The organism is Exiguobacterium sp. SH5S13 (assembly GCF_004337085.1).
Taxonomy (GTDB): Bacteria; Bacillota; Bacilli; order Exiguobacteriales; family Exiguobacteriaceae; genus Exiguobacterium; species Exiguobacterium aurantiacum_A.
In genome coordinates this window covers 43629-64434 of sequence record NZ_SJUS01000018.1, presented here as the reverse complement: position 1 = coordinate 64434, position 20806 = coordinate 43629, and the positions used below count along the sequence as shown (strand labels likewise).

Genomic DNA, 20806 nt, shown 5'->3' with positions numbered 1-20806 from the left:
CGAACGTCGTGTCTACGTTTAATTGAATTTGCATAGTCGTTCACCTCGTGAACAAGTATGCGAGAAGGAGACGAAATTGTACATTGTTATCCCAACGTTTTAGGACATCTTAAAACTATCATTTATAGCCAAGATTCGTTCAGCCTCTCGTTTCAAGTTCAGTCCTGCGTTCACATCGCGGTCGTGGTGGATCCCGCAGCCCGGGCATGTCCACTCACGCAGACCAAGATGCTTCACGTCTTTGTGTTGATGGCCACAACTCGAACAGAGCTGGCTCGAGGCAAAGGTCTTGCCGACCTTCACGACGGTCTTCCCGTACCAGTCCGCCTTGTATTCGAGCATGCGGAAGAACTCCGACCAACTGACTTCGGAGATGGACTTGCCCAACTTGCGGTTCTTCTGCATGTTCTTCACCTGCAAGGTCTCGATGCCGATGACGTCGTGGTTTTTGACGATCTCGGTCGATACCTTGTGCAGGAAGTCGGTACGCTTGTTGGCGATCTTCTCATGGATGCGGGCGACCTTGCGTTTTTGTTTCTGATAGTTTCTCGCCTCGGACAGCTTGATGTTCTTGTCCAAGGCAATGAGCTGACGGCGGGAGAGCTTGCGCTGCTCGCGCGCCAGTCTCTTCTCAAGCGTGCGGAAATAGCGGTCGTTTTGGTACACCGTGCCGTCAGACAGGATGGCGAAGTTCTTGAGTCCGACGTCGACGCCGACGGTTGAGCCGGTCTTCGGCAGTTCGTCGATTTCCTGCTCGACGAGGAGGGAGACGAAGTATTTGCCTGAGGCGTTACGCCGGATTGTGGCGTTCAAGATGCGGCCCTCGACCTGCCTCGAGTTGGCGAACCGGACCCACTTCAATTTCGGCAGTTTGAGCCGGTCGCCGACGATCGACACCTCAGGAAGTTGAGACTTGCCTTGGATGTTGGTCCTGTAGGATTGGACAGGGTTCCGCTTCGACTTGAACCGTGGCCGTTCGTTCTGCCTCTTGAAGAAGCGTTCAAACGCCTCGGCCAGATGTTTGACGCTATTTTGCACAGAAGTACTATCGACCTCCCTCAGCCAGTCAAACTCCTGCTTCAGCAAAGGGATTTCTTTCGAGCAGGAGCCGTAGGACAGTCCTTTTCCCGTCGTCTTGTGGGCCTCTTCCCACTTCGCTAAGAAGTGGTTGAAGACGAAGCGTGAACAGCCGATTGTCTTGGCAATCAGGGTTTCCTGCTCCGCTGTCGGATAGATCCGGAATTTATACGCTTTATGCTTCGACATGATGTTCACCTCCTTTAGGTATTTATACCCAAAAGAGAGATTGGCGATTCACCTCCCACTTTCACGAGGGCTTCGCCTTTAACGTTTAGAAGTGGGCGTATTCTCGCCTAATTTTGATAAAATCGGCTCATCTTTCGCCGTGATCAGCACGTCAGAACGCGCCGCGAGCTCGACGTCGGCGATACTGTGGATAAACAATTCAGAGTCTAGCGGCAGATCGACATAGCCCGGGAAGAGTTCTCGTTCAAAGATAAGCCCGTTGACCCCATCCAGAAAGTCCCCGAAATCGCTGACACCGACGAGGTCGGCCCACTTCGCATCGATGAAACGTCCGGCGATATAGAGACGCCCCCCTTGTTCGACGAATTGTTTAATCGTCTCGTACGGCCACTGCTCCGTGTTTTCCCCGCTCAAGACGAGCACGTTATGCGGCGACCGGTCGAGCTCCTCGATTTGTGCAGCCGTGATCGATGTATATGGGAGTTTGGCGTAGTCGAGCGCGTATTTGAAGTTCGTCAAAATCGCCTCGGACAATTCGTCCTCGTTTTGATGAATGTAGATGTCGATCGGCTCTCCTTCAAGTTCTCTGCTCTCACCCGCTAGCGTTTTGAACTCTCTCGCTTCATGGGCTTTGGTCGGAATCAACCGGTGGCCATAGTCGAGTCTAAGCAACTGGACAAATAGAATTCCGACCAAGAGTAGCGAAAATAAGGCAGCGACATAGCTGATCATTGATTTGTTCACCAGACTGCACCTTCTAACCGTCTAAGAATGAACCGCCTGTCTTCTTGGATGGTGCTTTCCGGCACCATATCTTTCATCTGGTCAAGCAACGGGCGAAGCTCGGTCTCTCCCTCGTCTGCGAGCACAAGGTACCCCGAGCTCAAGGGACAAGGTCGATTTATCCTCACGTTTCGTCCGTGGCATGCATGTCACCGCGCGAGCCGAGTCGTCGATCATGTGACGGCACATCGCTTTTAAGAATGTTATGACCGTTCCTTGAATTAGGTGTATACTTTGAGACGCATGATTCGCTCGTTTTCATATTACGGGTATGCTGGCCTGTCGGCTGACACGTTCAGCGCTTCGAATCACAGTCTCGCTACGATCACCCCCCGCTATCATTATATGGAAATAATATACACAAAAAATATATAATGTGATTTCATTCATATTGGTGCATACATATAAACGATCGCCCGATTCTTCTAATGTCGCGACGTTTTAGGTCTATTTTCCCGTTTTATTGACTCTTCACTCAAACATATTTACTACTCGTCAAATTATGCGTATATTTGTAAACGCTGCTGTTTTTGTAATGATTGGAAATGAAAATTAGGAATGCTTTACCGTTCCTGACTCGATATATTCAGATTAAGGAGGAAACTATGACTCGGTTCAACTGGATCAATCCGCTCAAATCTCGATTGGCTGCCACTGACTTACCGATCGCACTCGCTGACGTCACGAACGACCGCCACTTCATCGAAGGACACCTCGACCCGGTCTTCTTGCTCGACATTCACGGGAACATCGTAGACGCCAACGAGAAATTGTCGCTCTTGCTCGGCTACACGAAGCGTGAACTGTTCACGCACTTCGCCCGCTTCACGACCGAAGCAGACGCCGAACGGATCCAAACGTATTTCGCAAGCGCCCTGTCAGGAACTGAAGAGACATACACATGCATGGCGAAACAGAAGGACGGCCGCATGTTAAAGCTGCAAATCACCAACATCCCTGCCTATAATAACCACTCGATCGTCGGCGTGTACGGGATCGCCCGGGACATCACGCAAGACGACCGCTTGAAGAGCGAGGTGGAACGGCTTCGCGACTTATACAAGCACGTTGAGGCGTCCATTTACCGAAAAGATTTACGGACCGGTAAGCTCGAGTTTTATACGGCCGGATTTGAGACGTTGTTCCAGACGGCACCGCAAGCGATGAGCGAGGACCCGACATCTTGCCATCACGTGATCCATCGGAACGACTTGGCCAAAGTCCGGGCCGCCCATACAAGTGTCGAAGCGGGGCAGGAAACGACCGTGCTCTACCGGACCAACTTTACCGACAGCGTCAAATGGGTCGAGGAACGCCTCATCCCGAAGTTTGACGACGACGGTACGGTCATGGCCGTCATCAGTATCGCCCACGACATCACCCGTCTGAAGACGCAAGAAGAACAGATCTGGCAGCTCGCCATGCACGACTCGCTCACCGGTCTGCCGAACCGGAGCCTGTTTCTCCATGAGCTGGACGAACGGATGGAACAATACGAGCACATCGCGGTCCTGACGATCAGCTTCAACTCGATTCACCGGATCAATCACGACTTCGGCTACACCGTAGGAGATGACTGGATCGCCGCGGCGACGTCGGCCCTGCTCCATCGATTGCCGAACGGCAGTTTCGTCGGTCATCTCGGGGGGGACGAATTCATGTTGCTCTTGCCCGATGTCACGGACGAGCCCTCGTTGATCATGAACTGCCAGTCTTTGCTCAAACTCGGGGAGAAACATATCCAAGTCGGCCCGTACGAATGGCGCCCGCCCGTCTCGATCGGGGTCAGCCGCTATCCGCATGACTCGACCGTCGCCGAAGAGCTGCTGCAGTACGCCAACACGGCACTCGGCCGGACGAACTTGCCGGGTATGGACCGGTTCGTCTTTTACGCCTCGAGCTTCAATATCGACTCGTATCGGCGACATCAGCTCGGCAACGATCTGCGTCGCGCCATCGAAGAGGACGAACTCTTCCTTGAATTCCAACCGAAAGTCGACGCCTGGTCGGGCCGGATCGTCGGGGCCGAGGCGCTCGTCCGCTGGCAACATCCCGAATGGGGACGGATTCCGCCGAACGACTTCATCCCGTTGTCTGAAGAGAGCGACCTCCACATCCAACTCGCCGATTGGGTGCTCCATCATACGTGCGCCCATCTCCGCGACTGGCAGGACAAAGACCTCCCCGTCGTCCCGGTGTCGATCAACGTGTCACCGAAACGACTGTTACATGGACACTATGCCGAGACGGTCACGCGGGCGCTCCGCCGCTATACGCTCACGCCATCGCTGCTCGAGATCGAGATACTAGAGACCGATGTCTTGAGCGATAATCGGAAGATTCACGACACGCTCGAACAGCTCGACGCCGCCAATATCCGTGTCGCCCTCGACGACTTCGGGACCGGCTACTCGTCACTCTCTTATTTGCAGCAGTATCCGATCAAGACGATCAAGATCGATCAACAGTTCGCCGCTGACTTGCATGAGAACAAGAAGTCACAGGCGATCGTGCGGACGATCCTGTTCATGGCCGAGGAGTTTGCGATGGACGTCGTCATCGAAGGCGTCGAGACGCTCGAACAACTCGATGTCGTCCGACGCCTCAACTGCCGCATCGTCCAGGGCTACTTGTTCAGCCGTCCGCTCGGCGCCGAGCAGTTCGAACGGGCGCTCGAGGACCGCTTCCTAGCGACGACGGAGACAGTCGGCCCAGCCGTCACGCGACAAGCGTTCTCGCTCGAGGCGAGCGTGACGATTCACAAGTTCCACGACCGGGAGCTGTCAATCGGCTCGACCCCGATCCTCGTGACGAAGATCGGGCTGCAAGGGCTGTATTTTCACGCCCGGGTCCGCTTGCCGGTCAGCGAGGCCATCGAATTGAAGATCTTCTTGCCGCAAATCGGTGACAAGACAGAGCTTCTCGTCCGACTCGTCCGTGTGACCGAGCTCGAAAGCGGTCTGTTCGAATACGAGGCGAGCTATCTCGATACGAGTGAATCGCACCGCATCATGATGACGCTTCAACAAAACACGCAAGTCCCGAAAAGCTCTTTGTGATCAGTCGAACGTACTGAACAACCTCCGTTTTGTCCAAGCATCCTTTTTCCTTGCCCGTATCCTGTTTTGGACAGGCTACACGTAGCTAGACTTTAAAAAGAAAACAGGGTAGTGTCATCCCACGCGGGACGACACTACCCTGTTCAAAGTATTTAAAGTTTTTCCACTAGGAAGCATCACCTATGTGCTCCTCGTCAAGCAAGATCACGGCTCGGCTCGGTACCTTCTTCACTCGATTTACTTTTCGCATCGAACTCCGCCCGCGTCATGACGTCCTCGACATGCATATTCACCTCGACGACATCAAGGCCGGTCATGTCATGCATCGCCTTCTTGATTTTGGCGACGGTCTCGTTAAAGATGCCCGGTATACTCTTTCCGTATTCGACGATGACCCGTAAATCGAGCGCGACTTGATGTTCGCCGACTTCGGCGTCGATGCCTTTCGTGATGTCCTCTGTACTCCGGAACCGGTCTGCGAATCCGCTCATGAAGCCACCGCTCATCGACAAGATGCCTTGGACCTCGCCAGTCGCAAGTCCCGCAATCTTTTTGATGACTTGGTCTTCAAACGTCAACTTGTTTTGACGCACCGTTTCGTCTGACGCGCTCTTCTGGACATTCGTGTTTTCGCTTTGCATGGCCCTTCTCCCCTTCCTAATCCTCGAACTGACTCGTTCCGTTTACTTCCGCGTGAAAAATGACACCCATTCGTCTACCCGAAGCACACCGTCCGCCCACTTGCCGAGTAAAAATCCAACAAACGCCAGCGACACGATGAGAAGCGTCTGGCCGAAGCCGATTGTCAGGAACAGTACCGCAATGACAATCCCGACAACGACTCCGAGCAGACGGAATCGGTAAGGAAACAACATCGTTTTCACATCCATCACAGCACCTCCTTATACGACTCGTTCTGACGTTTGACGTTTCGTATCTTGAATGTGGAGTGACACGTCAGTCACCGGCAATTCAAGCAATGCTTCAAGCCGCTCTTTCACGTGCGTCTGAATCTCTTTCCCGAGCGTCGGCAGCCCGTCACGATTGAAGACTGAACAATCGATATGGACGTGGACGCTCTCTTTCTTTGAATCGATGTCGACTTTGACGTCCGGCGTCCGCACGCCTTGGAACGTCTTCAACGATTCGTACACCATCTTCTCGATCTTCTCGGTCGAGATGGTGATTCGCCCTTCCCCTGTCTCGATCGTATATCGTTCCGATTTCGATTTGGCGATGAGTCCGGTCAGAAGCATCAAGATAAACACAATGCCAAGGAAAATGGAGATTGCGAGGATGGTGTATACGTACTCGTCTTGATTTTGCCACCGTTCTAGATAGGAACTGAGTCGTGGGACGTCATAGACTCCGAGCAACAGCACCCCAACACTGACCAACCCGACAATGCCCGTGATGACCAAAATGAATCGATTCAATCCATTCATGCCCCTATCCCCTTTACGAATAGCTTATTTCACGACATAACGTTCATTCTCTCTCTATGTATATACTTAATAATTTCCCTTTCAGACGTGCATAAAACATTTCACGTTATGAACTTGAAGATGGTTTGACGACAACCAAAAAGAAGCCCATGTCAGGCTTCTTCATCGTCCGGAATGGTTATTTTATCGAACTGTTCGTCGCGACAGAGCGTGATCGCTTGCATCGCGAGCTGATAGTCCTCTTGCGGCAGGCTGATCAGTTCCGTCGGCAGCACCCATTCTTTATGGTTGTACAGATGGATGACAAGTTTGACGAGGACGAGCTCGCCCTTATCGAACGTATTGTCGTCGATGATTGTCGATGTGTTGATTCTCCCTGTCTCGAGGTTGACGTACGGCAGCAGAATGTCACGCACCCGCTCGTTCCCCGCGATCACATACAGCGCCGAGAAATATTCTTTCCCCGCCGCCCCTGGGTCTTCTAACCGCCGTGCCAGTTGTTTGAACACGCGATAGTGGTCAGCCGACAAAAAGTCGATGTTGTTCATAGTGTTCAGCCTCTCTATCCGTATTTCGCTAGATATGTATCATTTCCACGCTTTGTCAAAACGTAACCCTATCCGCAGCCTATTCCGCAATTTTCACATTTCGCGATGACAAAAAAGCGGCAGCTCTTAGCCGTCGCTCGTCCCGAACAGTTCGGTCCCCGGCTTCACACGTCCGTCGTCATACTTATAGATGATGTGCTCGGCCGAGAACTCGGTCGGTATCGTGAGCCCGGCCGCGGCCGTCAAGTTGTACAGCCCTTCGCGGAGCGAGATGATATAGTTCGTCACCCGGAAGCTCTTCTCGTCAACGACGAGCGCCCGTTGCAGCTTAGGGTCCGTCGTCGCGACACCGACCGGGCACCGGTTCGTATGACACACTTGTGCCTGGATGCAGCCGACGTTGAACATGAGGCCACGGGCGATGTTGACGAAGTCCGCGCCGAGGCCTAAGGCGATGGCGACTTTATCGGCCGTCACGAGCTTGCCGGAGGCGAACAGTTTGATCTTGTCGCGCAGTCCATGCTCGACGAGGAGACGATGGACGTACGGCAATGCGGCGTGAAGCGGCAGTCCGACCGCGTCCGCGAGCTCTTGATACGTCGCCCCGGTCCCGCCTTCCCCGCCGTCGACGGTGATGAAGTCCGGATATCGATCGGACGTGGCCATGGTGGCGATCAGGTCATGGAGGTCATCGAGCCGACCGACGACGAGCTTGATGCCGACCGGCTTGCCCCCGACGTCGCGCAACCGTTCGATGAAGGCGAGCATCTCCGTGTTCGTATGGAACTCGTTGAACCGGTTCGGGCTGTCGATGCTGACGCCGACTTTGACGTTGCGGATCTTGGCGATCTCCGGCGTCACTTTCGTACCTTCGATGTGGCCGCCCCGCGTCTTCGCACCTTGGGCGAGCTTCAGCTCGAAGGCGCGCACTTGTTTGATGGCACTCTTCTCCTCGAACGCCTCCCATGAGAACGCCCCGTCCTCGGTCCGGACACCGAACAATGCCGGTCCGATCTGGTAGACGAGGTCGACGTCCCCTTTCAAGTGATAGTCGGACAAGCCGCCTTCTCCGGTGTTCATCCACGTCCCTTTCGCCCGACCGAGACCGATCGAGAGCGCGCTGATGGCGTTCTCGCCGAGCGAGCCGAAGCTCATCGCCGACTGACCGATGAGGCCGCGCACTCGGAACGGCTCCCGGCACGTGTCTTTGCCGATGACGGGCGCGTCTGCAAGCGGCAACAAATACGGTGACACCTTTTGCTCGACGATGTGCTCTTTTCGCGTGAACAGATTGTCGGCGTCGAGATGATACATATGCGTCGTCACCGTCTCGTCTCGGGCGATTTTCAAGTCGGCCCGTTGTGTCGGGAACAAGGCGTTTTGGACATAGAAGCCGTTCGCGTCGAAGTCCCGTTCCGACCCGAAACCGATGAGCCGCGACTTATATTTCCCGGAAATGACGGCCGACTCGTACTCGTTCCGCGAGAACGGCGTCGCCTCGTTGTCGTTCAAAAATAAGTATTGGCGCAACTCGGGGCCAATCATCTCGAGGATGTAGCGGACCTTACCGAGGAGCGGGAAATTGCGGAGGACGGCGTGCTCGCGCTGATTGCGGTCTTTCATCCATAAGTAGAACAGCAGCATGAACGGCATCGAAATCAAAAGCACCATCAATATGAGCAGTACGACCAGCATCGTCGTGTTGAGCGACATCGTCCTCTCTCCTCCCGTAGCGTTCGGTTGTCCTTATCCGATACCACGTCGGGTGAACGATGAAACAGCTCCGACCCGTAACGTCCTGGGTCGGAGCTGTTTTCACATACGACGGCGTGAGATGGCTTCCCGCATCTGACGGAGCGCATCACGTCCCACTTCCCCGCGTTGCATCATGACGACCGTGAACAGAGCGTCAATTAAACTGAGCTCGGCGATACGCGAAGCGAGCGCCTCGGAACGGAACTCGGTCTCTTGCGACACGGTATACAAGGCGACGTCGGCGAGTTTCGAGAGCGGTGATTTGGCGTAGTTCGTGATGGCGATAATCGGCACACCGCGATCCCGACAGACGTGCGCGACGTCGAGCGTCTCTTTCGAGGCACCCGAATGCGAGATGAGGACGGCGACGTCGTCTGTCGTCAGCTGTGACGCCGACATGAGCTGCATATGTGATTCTAAATTCGCCGTGACGAGCAGGCCGCTACGGACGAATTTATGGTACGCGTCAAGTGCGATCACAGCCGAACCGCCACTCCCGAAAAACTCGATGCGGCGGGCCGACAGCAACAAGTCGACCGCCTGCTGCATCGTCGCCTCCTCTAAGATTTGGCGGGTCGACTCGATCGTCTTGACGTTCGTCGCGAAAATTTTTTCGGCGATTTGAAGTGGTGTATCGTCTTGCGTGATGTCTTCATGGATATCATGGAGCGGTGCGACGATATCCGAGGCGAGCGCGATCTTCAGCGCCTGATACCCTTTGAAGCCGACGCGTTGACAGAAACGGAACACGGTCGACTCGGCGACATCTAAGTCGTCGGCCACTTGATTGATCGTATGGTGAATGATCAGTTCCGGTTGTTTCAACATATAGTCGGCAATTCGTTGTTCCTTTTTGCTGAGAGTCGAATAGGCACCGCGGATACGGGCCAGTCCATTCATCGATTCCATCATCTATCACCCTTTCGTCTCTCTTAACGATACCTTTCCGAAAAAAATTCCGCAATGACGAGACGATGTTCCTGCGTTTGTCGCTTCACTTCTTCGGGACAAGGACTATGCGGCCAAAGTCGCTCGCATATTCACCGGAGAAGGCTTCAAACGAGAAGATGACGTGGCAAGCGCTCGACCGATTACTCGAATAAACAAACCTCCGTCAACCGTGACGGAGGTTTGTTTGTGTACCGTTAGAACGAAATCTGACAAGGGACGATTCTCAAGGCGTCACTTCAAAGTCAGCCGCGACACGACTCGCCGTGACACTCGGCTGTCCCCGATATTTGCCGGCATACGGCGCAGTCGCCTCATCGAGCTTCGCGAACACGAGCTGACAGATCCGTCGCCCAGCCTCGATCTCAATCGGGACTTGGTTGGCATTGAACAGTTCGAGCGTGATTCGCCCTTCAAAGCCTGGGTCGACCCAGCCTGCGTTTTGAATGAACAGACCGAGCCGGCCGATCGAGCTCCTTCCTTCGACAAAAGCGGTCATGTCGTTCGGGATCGACACGTACTCCATCGTCGTCGCGAGCACGAACGTCTTCGGCGGGATGACCATCTTGTCCGTCTCGAATTCGAGATACGCCGCAGTCGCATCCAGCGTCAACATCGAAGTCTGGCTCGGGTCGACTTGCAGGTAGTGCCGGCCGACACGCAAATCGACAGACGCCGGTTGAAGCTGAAGTGCATCCGCTCCGTCGACCCGAATCGAACCTGACTGCATGCCCCGCTCAATCGATTGTCGGGATAAAATCATGGTCACGCCTCCAACCCGAGCGCATGAATCATCCGCTCGTACGCGTCCCGACTCGGTAAGCGGTCGACTGCCTTCAAGTTTGTCTCAAGCTCTGCACGCGTCGCGAGACATGCATCGAGCTCGGCCGTCAATGTCGTCTGGTCAAAACCGATTCCGATCATGACGAGTTCGGTCGAGCGGTCACCATGCTCTGTGTCCCAACGCTCTGACAAGCCCGGCATCTCCCGTAAGTAATAGTCTTGGTCGAGCATCGGCAACGTCGCGACCCAGCGGCTGACGTGCTCGAGCGAATGATGGAAGCCGGCCCGGCTGAACTCACTGACGAGGTTATGTCGTGAGGCGATCCAGAGGAACCCTTTCGCCCGAACGACCTCGGTTGGCCACTTGTCTAAAAAGGCGGCGAAGCGATCAGGGTGGAACGGACGGTTCGCCCGATAGACGAAGCTCGAGATGCCGTACGCTTCGGTTTCCGGGGTGTGGTGATGATGTCCGCCTTGCAGCTCGCGCACCCAACCGGCGTTCAACTGCGCTTCTTCGAAATCGAACAAGTCGAGCGTTAGAATGTCTGTTGACACTTGACCGAACGTCGACTCGATGACGAGCGCGCCCGGATTGAGCGCCTTCAGCGTCTGTCTGACTTCTTTCAGCGTATCAGGGGTCATCCGGTCCACTTTGTTCAAGACGATGACGTTGGCGAACTCGACCTGCTCAATCAACAGATCGGCGATCGTCCGGTCGTCTTCGTCACCGACGGCCTGGTCACGGTCAAGGAGTGCGTCACGCGAACGGACGTCCTGCATGAATCCATACGCATCGACGACGGTCACCATCGCATTGATTTTCGTATAGCGCGACAAGTCAATCCCGTTCTCTTCATCGGCGAACGTGAACGTCTGGGCGACCGGTACCGGCTCCGAGATCCCACTCGACTCGATGACGATCCCGTCGTAGTCTCCTTCTTTGACGAGGCGCTCGACTTCAATCAACAAGTCGTCGCGGAGCGTGCAACAAATGCAACCGTTCGACAGTTCGACGAGCTTCTCTTCCGTCCGCGCAAATCCGCCCTGGTCGATCAAGGCGGCGTCAATATTGACCTCGCTCATATCGTTGACGATGACGGCGAGACGCTTGCCCTCGCGGTTGTTGAGCCAATGGTTCAATACGGTCGTCTTGCCCGCGCCGAGATAACCCGACAGGACGGTAACTGGAATTTTGTTCATCATGTATTCCTCCTTTTATAATAGGTGCGACAAGATAAAGACGGCGCCGAACGCCGTTGCGAACTGAAGCGCGATCGTCCGCATCGCCTGGCGCCAACCGAAAAGTTTGCCGAGTTTTGTCATCGTGACGAGACACGACGTGGCCACTGAGGCGAACAAGACGAGTAAGAACACGTCGACGGTCGCCATGGCTGATGCCGATTCGTTCAACAATAGAATCCCATCTTTTCGGATGATGCTCGCGAACAAGGCGGCCGCGCCGACAGCCGGCAATTGTAAGAGCGACAGGATCGGTGTCATCGCCGACTCGAGCAGCGCGATCAATCCAGTCCAATCGAGCAGCGCCGCGACCAGACAGATGAGCAAGAAGAGCGGCATCGCCTGCGTCATGAATTGACCGACGACGTCGCGGACGTGGCGCAGCACGTTCGCGGCCTGGGCCGGCTGCAAGAACGTCTCATGCCGCCAGAACAGCGGCACTTCTTTACGGGCAAACAGCTTCAAGTGCACGAGCGAGATGACGAGCAGGCTGAACACGTACGGGAACACGAGCATCGGCTTCCCGATGGCGCCGAACACGGACAGTGTCGCCCCCATCTGATAGCTGCACGCCGAACCGATCGAGATGAGCGAGGCGCAGTTCTTCTGTGTGCACGCATGACACCCTTTCGTCTGATCGAGCGCCGTCACGTTGCAACCGAAGCCACCAAGGAACGGAATCAAGTCCTGGCCACTCAAGCCGAGCTTGCGCATGACCGGATCGAGTGCGTCCGCGAGCTTGTCCTTCAGTCCGGTGTCATCGGTCACACCGACCATCACGCCGAGCAAGACGACGACCGGGAACGCCCAGACGAACGAATAGAGGCCGAGCGACAGCAAACCGAAATCGCCGAACAGCATCGTCGTTAAAAAGGCCCCGTCGATAAACGTCGACCCGACGTCAACGAAGCGCTCGATGAACGGCTCGAGCCTGCTCGCCACTTGATAGGCGAGGGCGACCGGGAGCCCGTACAACAGGATAATCGTGAGCACCGCTGCGACGACCCCGCCGACAGGGTGCTTCAAGAACAGATTGACCGGGTCCGTCTGCTTGACGTATAGACTCGTCAAGGCCGAGACATCTGCTAAGGACAGTGCCCGTGCCTCGGTCAACTGTTTGAAAAACGATTGTGTCTTCCACGTGCTGCCGGGCGTCTGCAGCATGACGTGGGGAATTTGCCGCTTCTTCAACTGGTGCTCGACTCGGCGCAGCGAATCCTCATCAAGTCGGTCGATGTGTGAGATGACGAGCAAAATCCGTTTGCCCGACGTGAGGACCCGTTCAAGCCGCTTCCACTCACGAATCAACTGATGAGCCCGAGCAAAGACGACATGGACGTCCGCTTCGTCCGTCACATGGCGATAGCGCTCGAAATCGGTGTCGTGCCGCAGCCCCGGCATGTCATGAAACGTCAGTCCGTTCGCCTCGAACGAGACGACATCGGTCGTCGACCCACGCTGGTTCAAGCCACGGGCCGTCTTGTACTGACTCAGCCGATAGAGGAGGCTCGATTTGCCGGACGATTCGAGTCCGATCAGTGCGACGTCCATCAGCAGTCACATCCGGCGTCGCAGCAGGACAAGTCGTCCAAAAACATATCGTTGTCAATATAGTCGTTGAAGACGTCGGCCTGGTCCTTGTCCACCTGCTGGTCCGACAGTGTCAACATCGTCTCGGCGACGACGGCGAAGCGCTGACGATATTTATAAAGGAAACAGAAGATGACGTTACGTTGCCGGACACTCGGTCCGATTAAAAATAGACGCTCGTCAATCGTCGAGCCGTCCCGGTCATTCAAGACCGGCATACCGGAGGCGTCCCATTCGAACCATTCGCGGAACGGACCGAGGTTCGGTTTATAGCCGGTGGCGACGATTGGGACGTGATCCGTCTTGACCGTTCCGCCGTCCGTCTTGATCGAATAGATGCCATCTTGTTCGGTGATTGCTTGAACGGTCACGAAACGCGTCTTGACGCTCCCGTCCGAGAGCAACGGGAACAAACGTTGTCTCGTGTAAGGTGAGAGCGTCGTCGACGGGTCATGATGCTGCGTCCCCCATTGTTCTTTCATTAGGACGAGGACGTCGCGATGCTTGGCCAAATGGATGGCGGCATCTGCCGCCGACTCACCGCCGCCGATGATGACACTCGTCGACTCTTCGTCATACGCCGTCACGGTCGAGACGTGTTTGCCGGCCTCGAACGGCTGGATCGGCGCACCGTACTCACCCGTCGCCACGATGACAAAATCGCTCAGGCTAGTCCCGTCAGAGTGGCTCAGCTTAAACGCATCACCTTGTTTTTTAATTTTGTAAATGCCTCGCTTCTCGAACGGAATTTCATAAAACGCAACGAGACTCTTTAAGTAGCGTTGATACTCCAATCCGGTGAAACGCTCTTTATGGAGCGAATACGCTGGTGACGTATTCGGTGCGACTGCATTCAAATCGAGGGCGCCAAAACCATGCGCCGTGAAGGACGGGGTCAAAAACGTCGTCTCTTCCGGCCACTTCGCTAAACTGGCCCCAACTTCGTCTCGGTCGACCAAGACGAAAGGTAATCCTAACTTCTTCAATAAAATGGACATTCCAACGCCCGAGGGTCCGGCTCCGATGACGGTAATCATTCGACCACTCCTATCCCTTAATCGTAATCATTACTATTTATAGAACTGCTTGAGTAGGATTGTCAAGTCAGAAACCGGCCAAATAAAAAAATCGAAATAAATTTCAAAAATTAAATTGAAAATCGAATTTTATTTGATATTATGGACTAGAGACGGAAAAAAATTCTTTTTTGAGGTGACGTTATGAAAATCGGTTTGATTGGATTAGGTAAAATGGGTTACAACTTGGCGCTCAATTTGAGCGACCACGGCCACACGGTCATCGGTACGGACGCGTCGAGCGTCGAGGCGACGACAGCGTTTGAGATTGTCCCGACACTCAAGGACGTCGTCGACAAGCTTGAGGCGCCCCGTGTCGTCTGGGCGATGGTCCCGGCTGGTGACATCACGGAGACAGTGCTCACTGAACTCTTCGAGCGACTCGAACCTGGTGACATCGTCATTGACGGCGGCAACTCGAACTATAAATTGTCGGTCGCACGCGCCGAGCAGTTCGCAGAGAAGAACATCTCGTTCTTCGACTGCGGGACGAGCGGCGGGACGGACGGTGCACGCAACGGAGCCTGCACGATGGTCGGCGGTGACGCAAAGGCGTGGCCAACCATCGAGCCGATCTTCAAGGACCTCTCGGTCGAGAACGGCTACTTGTATACGGGACCGGCCGGCAGCGGCCACTTCCTCAAGATGATCCACAACGGCATCGAATACGGCATGATGCAAGCCATTGCCGAAGGGTTTGATATTTTAGAGAAGAGTCCGTTCGACTACGACTACGAACAAGTGGCCCGCGTCTGGAACCACGGCTCGGTCGTCCGGTCATGGCTCATGGAACTGACCGAGAACGCGTTCAAAAAAGACGCCAAGCTCGATGAGATCCGTGGCGTCATGCATTCCTCAGGGGAAGGAAAATGGACGGTCGAGACGGCGCTCGAACTGCAGGCGGCGGCCCCGGTTATCGCCATGTCTCTCATGATGCGCTATCGCTCACTCGAGGACGACACGTTCTCAGGTAAAGTCGTCGCCGCACTCCGCAACGAGTTCGGAGGGCACGCGGTCGTCAAAAAATAATGTTCGGGAGAAGGTCAGGGGTGGCCTTTTCCTTTGTAAAAATTTGTAAACGGTTACACATACGGTAAAGGGGGAACTAAATATGTCAGGCTCTACACTTATCTTGATCGCCGTCGCCGGCATCTTCTTACTCTTATTTTTGGTCATGCGGACGAAACTTCATGCGTTCGTCTCGCTCTTGCTCGTCAGCTTGCTCGTTGGGATCGCGGCCGGAATGCCGCTCGGGGATGTCATCACCTCGATTCAGAACGGGATGGGCGGGACGCTAGGTTTCGTCGCCGTCGTCGTCGGACTCGGTGCCATGTTTGGTAAAATGTTAGAAGTATCAGGTGGCGCGGAACGTCTCGCCCAGACACTCGTCAACAAGTTCGGTGAGGACAAGGCACAATGGGCACTCGCCATCACCGGCTTCATCGTCGCCGTCCCGGTCTTCTTCGACGTCGGCTTCATCATTCTCGTTCCAATCGTTTATGGCCTCGCCAAGCGGACGGGTCGCTCGCTGCTCTACTACGGCATCCCGCTCCTCGCCGGCCTCGCCGTCACACATAGCTTCATCCCGCCGACACCAGGTCCGATTGCGGTCGCAAACCTCATCGGTGCTGAGCTCGGTTGGGTCATCTTGTTCGGAGTGATCGCCGGGATTCCGGCAGCGATTCTCGCCGGTCCAATTTTCGGGAAGTACATCGCGAACAAGATTCACGTCACCATCCCGGACTATATGGAATTTGAAGAGATCGATACATCGAAAGAACTGCCAAGTTTCAAAATGATCATCTCGCTCATCTCGATCCCGCTCGTGTTGATTCTTGCGAACACGTTGTCTGCGGTACTGTTAGATGAAGGAAATACGATTCGTACGTTCTTGACGTTCATGGGTCATCCGTTCGTCGCTTTGACGATCGCGACGCTCCTCACGTTCATCTTCCTCGGCACGCGCCGTGGTTACACACGTGACGAAGTGCAAGAGATTGCGACGAAAGCGCTCGAACCGGCCGGGATCATCATCCTTGTCACCGGTGCCGGCGGCGTGTTCAAACAAATCTTGATCGACTCAGGTGTCGGTGACGTCCTTGGGGAGATGATGGCCGGGTCACCGCTTCCGGCGATCGTGCTCGCCTTCTTGATTGCGACCGTCGTCCGCGTCGCCCAAGGTTCAGCGACCGTATCAATGGTCACGGCGGCAGGACTCATCACGCCGCTTCTTGAGATTCAAAACATCACTGGGGCCGCGCTCGGCTTGATCGTCATCGCCATCGCTTCCGGTGCGACTGTCCTCTCACACGTCAACGACTCGGGCTTCTGGCTCGTCAACCGCTACTTCGGTCTAGACGTGAAAGACACGCTCAAATCGTGGACCGTCATGGAGACGATTATCGGACTGACCGGATTTGCGGTCGTCTTCTTGATCAGCCTATTCATCATTTAACAAAGGAAGTGATTGTGTGTACACCATTGGCGTCGACATTGGGACGACGAGTACAAAAGCCGTCCTGTTTCAGAATCACCAACAACTCGCGGTACATAACGTGCTGTATCCGCTCCTCACCCCGGACACGGAGACGGCCGAGCAAGACCCGGTCGTCATCTACGGGGCGGTGCTTGAAGCAGTCAGTGCCGTCCGGGCGCAAGCCGACGGGCCGATCCGCTTCGCTTCGTTCAGCTCGGCGATGCACAGCTTGATCGCACTCGATGTGTCAGGGCGTCCGCTCACGAACAGTATCACCTGGGCCGATAGCCGGGCCAACCCGTACACGCAGGAAATCAAACGCGACTTTGACGCGAGCGCGCTCCATATGCGCACCGGCACACCGGTCCATCCGATGGCACCGCTGTCGAAACTGCGTTGGTTAAAAGCGGAACATGCGGACGTGTTCACTCGTGCTGCCAAGTTCGTCTCGATCAAAGAGTATGTCTTCTATCGCCTGACCGGACGCTTCGTCGTCGACCATTCGATCGCCTCGGCGACCGGTCTGTTCAATTTGAAGACGTGCGACTGGGACGCGGAGGCGTTACATATCGCCGGCGTCACACCGGACCAACTGTCCGAGCTCGTCCCGACGACCGAGATCATTCAATTGAAGCAAGACGTGCGTGAGACGCTCGGCTGGGACTTCCCGCTCGTCATCGGGGCAAGCGACGGCGTGCTATCGAACCTCGGTGTCGGGGCATTCGAACCGGGCGTCGTCGCTGTCACGATCGGGACGAGCGGTGCCATCCGGACGGTCGTCCGGGAGCCGGTCGAGGACCCGAAAGGCCGTATCTTCTGTTACGCCTTGACCGACAAGCATTGGGTCATCGGTGGACCGGTCAACAACGGCGGCATCATCTTGCGTTGGCTCCGGGACGAGTTCGCGGCGAGCGAGGTCGAGACGGCGAAACGGCTCGGCATGGACGCCTATGACATCTTGACTGATATCGCTGAGACGGTGCGGCCGGGAGCCGACGGGCTGTTGTTCCACCCGTACTTGATGGGCGAACGGGCCCCGCTCTGGGACTCGAACGCACGCGGCTCGTTCTTCGGCCTGAGCATCCACCATAAGCGTGAGCACTTCATCCGCTCGGTGCTCGAAGGTGTCATCTTCAACCTGTATACGGTCATGCTCGCGCTCGACGAGTTGACGGGCGCACCGAACCGGATCCATGCGACGGGCGGTTTCGCCCAGTCGAAGCTATGGCGCCAGATGATGGCCGACATCTTCGACACGCCGGTCGTCGTCCCGGAGAGCCATGAGAGTTCGTGCTTAGGTGCGGTCATGCTCGGTGAGTATGCGTTCGGTGACATCGACGACTTCACGGCCGTGCCGCAAGTGACGCATGAGCACATTCCGGACGTAGAGGCGACGACAATCTACCGGGAGTTGCTCCCGATTTATATTCGCTTATCACGTCATTTCGCGGAAGAGTATGAAGCGATTGCTGCGTTTCAGCGGAAGCATGTATAAGAAGAGGCCAAGTTCATCGTGAACTCGGCCCTTATATTGGTTAAATCAAACAACTATGCTAAATATGGGCTTCAAATGGAAGAAAGGCATGATATACTTTTTCTCAGGACTACCAACAACATATTTCCATTCTAAATTATAAGAGACGAGGCAAAATCGAATGAATGACGAATTGAGTAGTGTACTTGAATCTTTATTTGCGGCAATCCCTTTTCTCGTCTTTGGCGTATTGCTCATTAAATCAAAAGATCAGACAAAATCCAAAGAAACAGGGACACCGACAGATGGAGTTGAAATCTTGTTTAGTTTCTTTCTCTCTTGGTTCAGTCCAAAAATCTTAGGTTACGCATTCGTCTTACTCGGTCTATCATTTGTCGTGATCACATTTCTTGTAAACTTCTTATAAGCTATTTCAATGATGAAACGTCACATGTCGTTTTATATTATCCATGTGACGCTTTTATAGACTAAGTCGACTCTTTGAGGGTCGACTTTTTTGTTTATCGTTCGTACGTAACCATAACGAACTGTCCCGACGCACGTTGTCTCGTCAGTTTCAACTTCGTCTCGTTCGTGCCTTCTGGGAAGAGCGGAATCCCTTCGCCTAATACGACCGGAGCGATGGCAATCTCATAGCTGTCGATCAGGTCGTGCTCCATCGCTGCTTTGATAACCTCGCCTCCCCCAACAATCCAAATATCTCCGTCGACGTCTTGTTTCAATCGTTCGATGAGCTGCTCGATCGGCTCGTCCGTGAACGTGACGTGCTCGGCTTCCCGGTCTGGGCTCCTTGTCAAAATGTAGTTCGGGATGTTCGCGTACGGGTAATGATTGTCCTCGAGCCGGAGCACTTCCTCATACGTCTTCCGTCCCATGATGACCGCACCGACCGTCTTGAAGAAGTCGGCGTAACCGTTGTCCCCATCCCCAATAATTTCAAATAGCCAATCGAGCTGATCGTTCGTCCGAGCGATCTTTCCATCTAAACTCATCGCGATATATACGACGACGTTTGCCATGATGTATTCCTCCTTGGTTCGTGATACATTCAGCTTAATCGACAAACACGACAAAACATGACGGGAATGGTTCATTTGAAAAAACGACATCTACAGTTGATCCGATTGCTCAACCGGGGACGACGCTTCACGGCGGTCGAACTGGCGATAGAGACGGGTGCCTCGGTCCGGACGATTCAACGGGACATGTTCACGCTTGAAGAACTCGGCTATCCGATATGGAGCGTCCCTGGCACGGGCGGCGGTTATGAGATGTTGCCGAACCGCTTGCTACCGCCGATCCAGCTCCGGGAGCAAGAAGCGGTCGCGCTCTACCTCACGCTCAAATGGATGGAACAGATCCCGGACGTGCCGTTCGGCGACATGCGCGACACGCTATCCGACTGGTACGTGAACGAGTTGCCACATGATCTTGAGACGAAAATCGCCCGGCTCGAAAAGAACATCCTTTGGCTCGGGAACAAGACCGTCCCATCGGCACCGTTCACGAAAGACGTCTATGAGGCGGTCGAACGAAAACAAAAAGTCGAGATGACGTACGCGACGACGAAAGGACAACGGACGTTCACAATCGAGCCGGTCGGGATGGCGCTCCTCAACTTCAAATGGTACGTGTTCGGTCGATCGGACTATGGATTGCGTCAATATCGGATCGACCGGATTGAAGCGCTGCACTCGTTGAATGAAACGTTCGAAGCGGACGACTTGGAGACGCTGCTGCCCGCGAGCGACGCACGTTCCGGCGTCGCCGTCCGGCTCAATATCACCCCGCTCGGCCAACGTCTGATTGAAGACGTATTACCCGGTATCGCGGAAAAGAATGAGTGGATCGTTCCAGAAGCGGAGCTTTCGTTCTTGTCGCGGCAGTTGCTCGCGGCCGGGGCGGAAGTCGAGGTCGTAGCACCGATCGAATTGCGTGAGATGATGCGGGAGCAGGCAAGTAAGCTATGGGATTTATACAAATGAAAATGGACTCATACCGGCAAAGGTGTGAGTCCATTTTAGTTCGGTCGAGTATTTACTAGTTGAAGCTGTCGAACAGATTCCTGAAGTCGCTCAGCATTTTTCGGACTTTGCAACAAATACATCGTTTCCATCAACCGGTTGTATTCTTGCTCAGGCATGATGATTGCATGTTTGCCGTTCTTTTGTACGATTGTAATCGTCTCTTGATTGTCGTGTACTTGATGCAAAACTGCTTTCAAGTTATCACGTGCCTCGCCGTAGGAAATGACAGTCATATTGCTCACTCTCCTTTGAAATCATTGATATTTAAACTATACCCGAAGGAACAGCAGAAATTCGATGAGACTTCTGTAATTAT

21 protein-coding genes are annotated in these 20806 nt (G+C 54.6%); 6 read left to right on the top strand and 15 right to left on the bottom strand.

From position 1 onward, the window contains the following. Positions 1-99: 99 nt before the first annotated feature. From tnpB to EVJ30_RS15175, 3 genes are all read right to left on the bottom strand, one after another. The gene (gene tnpB, locus EVJ30_RS10225) at positions 100-1266 is read right to left on the bottom strand and encodes an IS200/IS605 family element RNA-guided endonuclease TnpB (protein ID WP_131468992.1); all 1167 of its coding nucleotides are present in this window, start codon (positions 1264-1266) and stop codon (positions 100-102) included. Positions 1267-1344: 78 nt separating this feature from the next. Further along, a complete protein-coding gene (locus EVJ30_RS10220; RefSeq protein WP_201739075.1) occupies positions 1345-2010 on the bottom strand; it encodes a hypothetical protein in 666 nt (221 codons plus the stop codon). Further along, positions 2007-2153 (bottom strand): hypothetical protein, encoded by a 147-nt coding sequence (locus EVJ30_RS15175; RefSeq protein ID WP_161568836.1) that lies wholly within the window; start codon positions 2151-2153, stop codon positions 2007-2009. Before EVJ30_RS15175 ends, EVJ30_RS10220 begins: the two co-directional genes overlap by 4 nt. A gap of 501 nt (positions 2154-2654) precedes the next feature. Here EVJ30_RS15175 and EVJ30_RS10215 point away from each other — a divergent pair. Next, positions 2655-5108: a sensor domain-containing protein gene (locus EVJ30_RS10215; RefSeq protein ID WP_161568835.1), complete on the top strand. Its 2454-nt coding sequence runs from the start codon at positions 2655-2657 to the stop codon at positions 5106-5108. Between the two features lie 194 nt (positions 5109-5302). On the opposite strand, the gene EVJ30_RS10210 is transcribed toward EVJ30_RS10215, so the two are convergent. The 10 genes from EVJ30_RS10210 to EVJ30_RS10160 all read right to left on the bottom strand — a co-directional run bounded on the left by EVJ30_RS10210 (position 5303) and on the right by EVJ30_RS10160 (position 14453). Then, positions 5303-5749, bottom strand: a complete 447-nt coding sequence (locus EVJ30_RS10210) for an Asp23/Gls24 family envelope stress response protein (RefSeq protein WP_131468987.1) — start codon at positions 5747-5749, stop codon at positions 5303-5305. Positions 5750-5791: 42 nt separating this feature from the next. Beyond that, positions 5792-5998: a DUF2273 domain-containing protein gene (locus EVJ30_RS10205; protein WP_131458524.1), complete on the bottom strand. Its 207-nt coding sequence runs from the start codon at positions 5996-5998 to the stop codon at positions 5792-5794. A 12-nt stretch (positions 5999-6010) separates the two neighbouring features. Beyond that, positions 6011-6553 (bottom strand): alkaline shock response membrane anchor protein AmaP, encoded by a 543-nt coding sequence (amaP, locus tag EVJ30_RS10200; RefSeq protein ID WP_070328388.1) that lies wholly within the window; start codon positions 6551-6553, stop codon positions 6011-6013. Positions 6554-6705: 152 nt separating this feature from the next. Continuing rightward, on the bottom strand, positions 6706-7101 hold the full coding sequence (locus EVJ30_RS10195; protein WP_131468985.1) for a hypothetical protein: 396 nt from the start codon (positions 7099-7101) through the stop codon (positions 6706-6708). Between the two features lie 126 nt (positions 7102-7227). Then, positions 7228-8814, bottom strand: coding sequence for an FMN-binding glutamate synthase family protein (locus EVJ30_RS10190; protein WP_131468983.1), 1587 nt, complete (start codon positions 8812-8814; stop codon positions 7228-7230). A gap of 102 nt (positions 8815-8916) precedes the next feature. Then, positions 8917-9765 carry a MurR/RpiR family transcriptional regulator gene (locus EVJ30_RS10185; RefSeq protein WP_131458521.1) on the bottom strand — a complete coding sequence of 283 codons (849 nt, stop codon included), beginning with the start codon at positions 9763-9765 and terminating at the stop codon, positions 8917-8919. A 265-nt stretch (positions 9766-10030) separates the two neighbouring features. Continuing rightward, positions 10031-10567: a dCTP deaminase gene (gene dcd / locus EVJ30_RS10175; RefSeq protein ID WP_131458520.1), complete on the bottom strand. Its 537-nt coding sequence runs from the start codon at positions 10565-10567 to the stop codon at positions 10031-10033. A gap of 2 nt (positions 10568-10569) precedes the next feature. After that, the gene (locus EVJ30_RS10170; RefSeq protein ID WP_131458519.1) at positions 10570-11790 is read right to left on the bottom strand and encodes a GTP-binding protein; all 1221 of its coding nucleotides are present in this window, start codon (positions 11788-11790) and stop codon (positions 10570-10572) included. A gap of 12 nt (positions 11791-11802) precedes the next feature. After that, positions 11803-13377: a nucleoside recognition domain-containing protein gene (locus EVJ30_RS10165; protein WP_131468981.1), complete on the bottom strand. Its 1575-nt coding sequence runs from the start codon at positions 13375-13377 to the stop codon at positions 11803-11805. Beyond that, a complete protein-coding gene (locus EVJ30_RS10160; RefSeq protein ID WP_070328381.1) occupies positions 13377-14453 on the bottom strand; it encodes an NAD(P)/FAD-dependent oxidoreductase in 1077 nt (358 codons plus the stop codon). The genes EVJ30_RS10165 and EVJ30_RS10160 overlap by 1 nt, the downstream gene beginning before the upstream one ends. 183 nt (positions 14454-14636) lie before the next feature. On the opposite strand from EVJ30_RS10160, the gene gnd reads away from it, so the two are divergent. From gnd to EVJ30_RS10140, 4 genes are all read left to right on the top strand, one after another. Continuing rightward, a complete protein-coding gene (gene gnd, locus EVJ30_RS10155) occupies positions 14637-15521 on the top strand; it encodes a phosphogluconate dehydrogenase (NAD(+)-dependent, decarboxylating) (protein ID WP_070328380.1) in 885 nt (294 codons plus the stop codon). Between the two features lie 82 nt (positions 15522-15603). Further along, the gene (locus tag EVJ30_RS10150) at positions 15604-16947 is read left to right on the top strand and encodes a GntT/GntP/DsdX family permease (protein WP_016507825.1); all 1344 of its coding nucleotides are present in this window, start codon (positions 15604-15606) and stop codon (positions 16945-16947) included. Positions 16948-16963: 16 nt separating this feature from the next. After that, positions 16964-18463, top strand: coding sequence for a gluconokinase (gene gntK / locus EVJ30_RS10145; protein WP_131468979.1), 1500 nt, complete (start codon positions 16964-16966; stop codon positions 18461-18463). 160 nt (positions 18464-18623) lie between these two features. Further along, on the top strand, positions 18624-18869 hold the full coding sequence (locus tag EVJ30_RS10140; RefSeq protein WP_131468977.1) for a hypothetical protein: 246 nt from the start codon (positions 18624-18626) through the stop codon (positions 18867-18869). Positions 18870-18963: 94 nt separating this feature from the next. On the opposite strand, the gene EVJ30_RS10135 is transcribed toward EVJ30_RS10140, so the two are convergent. Next, on the bottom strand, positions 18964-19482 hold the full coding sequence (locus EVJ30_RS10135; RefSeq protein WP_131468975.1) for a dihydrofolate reductase family protein: 519 nt from the start codon (positions 19480-19482) through the stop codon (positions 18964-18966). A gap of 66 nt (positions 19483-19548) precedes the next feature. On the opposite strand from EVJ30_RS10135, the gene EVJ30_RS10130 reads away from it, so the two are divergent. Beyond that, positions 19549-20448 (top strand): helix-turn-helix transcriptional regulator, encoded by a 900-nt coding sequence (locus tag EVJ30_RS10130; RefSeq protein ID WP_131468972.1) that lies wholly within the window; start codon positions 19549-19551, stop codon positions 20446-20448. Positions 20449-20483: 35 nt separating this feature from the next. Here the strand turns inward: EVJ30_RS10130 and EVJ30_RS10125 are convergent, their stop codons facing one another. Then, the gene (locus EVJ30_RS10125) at positions 20484-20723 is read right to left on the bottom strand and encodes a type II toxin-antitoxin system Phd/YefM family antitoxin (RefSeq protein ID WP_131468970.1); all 240 of its coding nucleotides are present in this window, start codon (positions 20721-20723) and stop codon (positions 20484-20486) included. Positions 20724-20806 lie beyond the last annotated feature (83 nt).

Coding starts and splice junctions, on each gene's coding strand:
- tnpB (WP_131468992.1), bottom strand. CDS start 1,266: ATGTCGAAGCATAAAGCGTATAAATTCCGGATCTATCCGACAGCGGAG.
- dcd (WP_131458520.1), bottom strand. CDS start 10,567: ATGATTTTATCCCGACAATCGATTGAGCGGGGCATGCAGTCAGGTTCG.
- EVJ30_RS10195 (WP_131468985.1), bottom strand. CDS start 7,101: ATGAACAACATCGACTTTTTGTCGGCTGACCACTATCGCGTGTTCAAA.
- amaP (WP_070328388.1), bottom strand. CDS start 6,553: ATGAATGGATTGAATCGATTCATTTTGGTCATCACGGGCATTGTCGGG.
- EVJ30_RS10125 (WP_131468970.1), bottom strand. CDS start 20,723: ATGACTGTCATTTCCTACGGCGAGGCACGTGATAACTTGAAAGCAGTT.
- EVJ30_RS10160 (WP_070328381.1), bottom strand. CDS start 14,453: ATGATTACCGTCATCGGAGCCGGACCCTCGGGCGTTGGAATGTCCATT.
- EVJ30_RS10140 (WP_131468977.1), top strand. CDS start 18,624: ATGAATGACGAATTGAGTAGTGTACTTGAATCTTTATTTGCGGCAATC.
- gnd (WP_070328380.1), top strand. CDS start 14,637: ATGAAAATCGGTTTGATTGGATTAGGTAAAATGGGTTACAACTTGGCG.
- EVJ30_RS10210 (WP_131468987.1), bottom strand. CDS start 5,749: ATGCAAAGCGAAAACACGAATGTCCAGAAGAGCGCGTCAGACGAAACG.
- EVJ30_RS10130 (WP_131468972.1), top strand. CDS start 19,549: ATGGTTCATTTGAAAAAACGACATCTACAGTTGATCCGATTGCTCAAC.
- EVJ30_RS10135 (WP_131468975.1), bottom strand. CDS start 19,482: ATGGCAAACGTCGTCGTATATATCGCGATGAGTTTAGATGGAAAGATC.
- EVJ30_RS10215 (WP_161568835.1), top strand. CDS start 2,655: ATGACTCGGTTCAACTGGATCAATCCGCTCAAATCTCGATTGGCTGCC.
- EVJ30_RS10170 (WP_131458519.1), bottom strand. CDS start 11,790: ATGATGAACAAAATTCCAGTTACCGTCCTGTCGGGTTATCTCGGCGCG.
- EVJ30_RS10185 (WP_131458521.1), bottom strand. CDS start 9,765: ATGGAATCGATGAATGGACTGGCCCGTATCCGCGGTGCCTATTCGACT.
- EVJ30_RS10165 (WP_131468981.1), bottom strand. CDS start 13,377: ATGGACGTCGCACTGATCGGACTCGAATCGTCCGGCAAATCGAGCCTC.
- EVJ30_RS10150 (WP_016507825.1), top strand. CDS start 15,604: ATGTCAGGCTCTACACTTATCTTGATCGCCGTCGCCGGCATCTTCTTA.
- EVJ30_RS10190 (WP_131468983.1), bottom strand. CDS start 8,814: ATGTCGCTCAACACGACGATGCTGGTCGTACTGCTCATATTGATGGTG.
- EVJ30_RS10205 (WP_131458524.1), bottom strand. CDS start 5,998: ATGGATGTGAAAACGATGTTGTTTCCTTACCGATTCCGTCTGCTCGGA.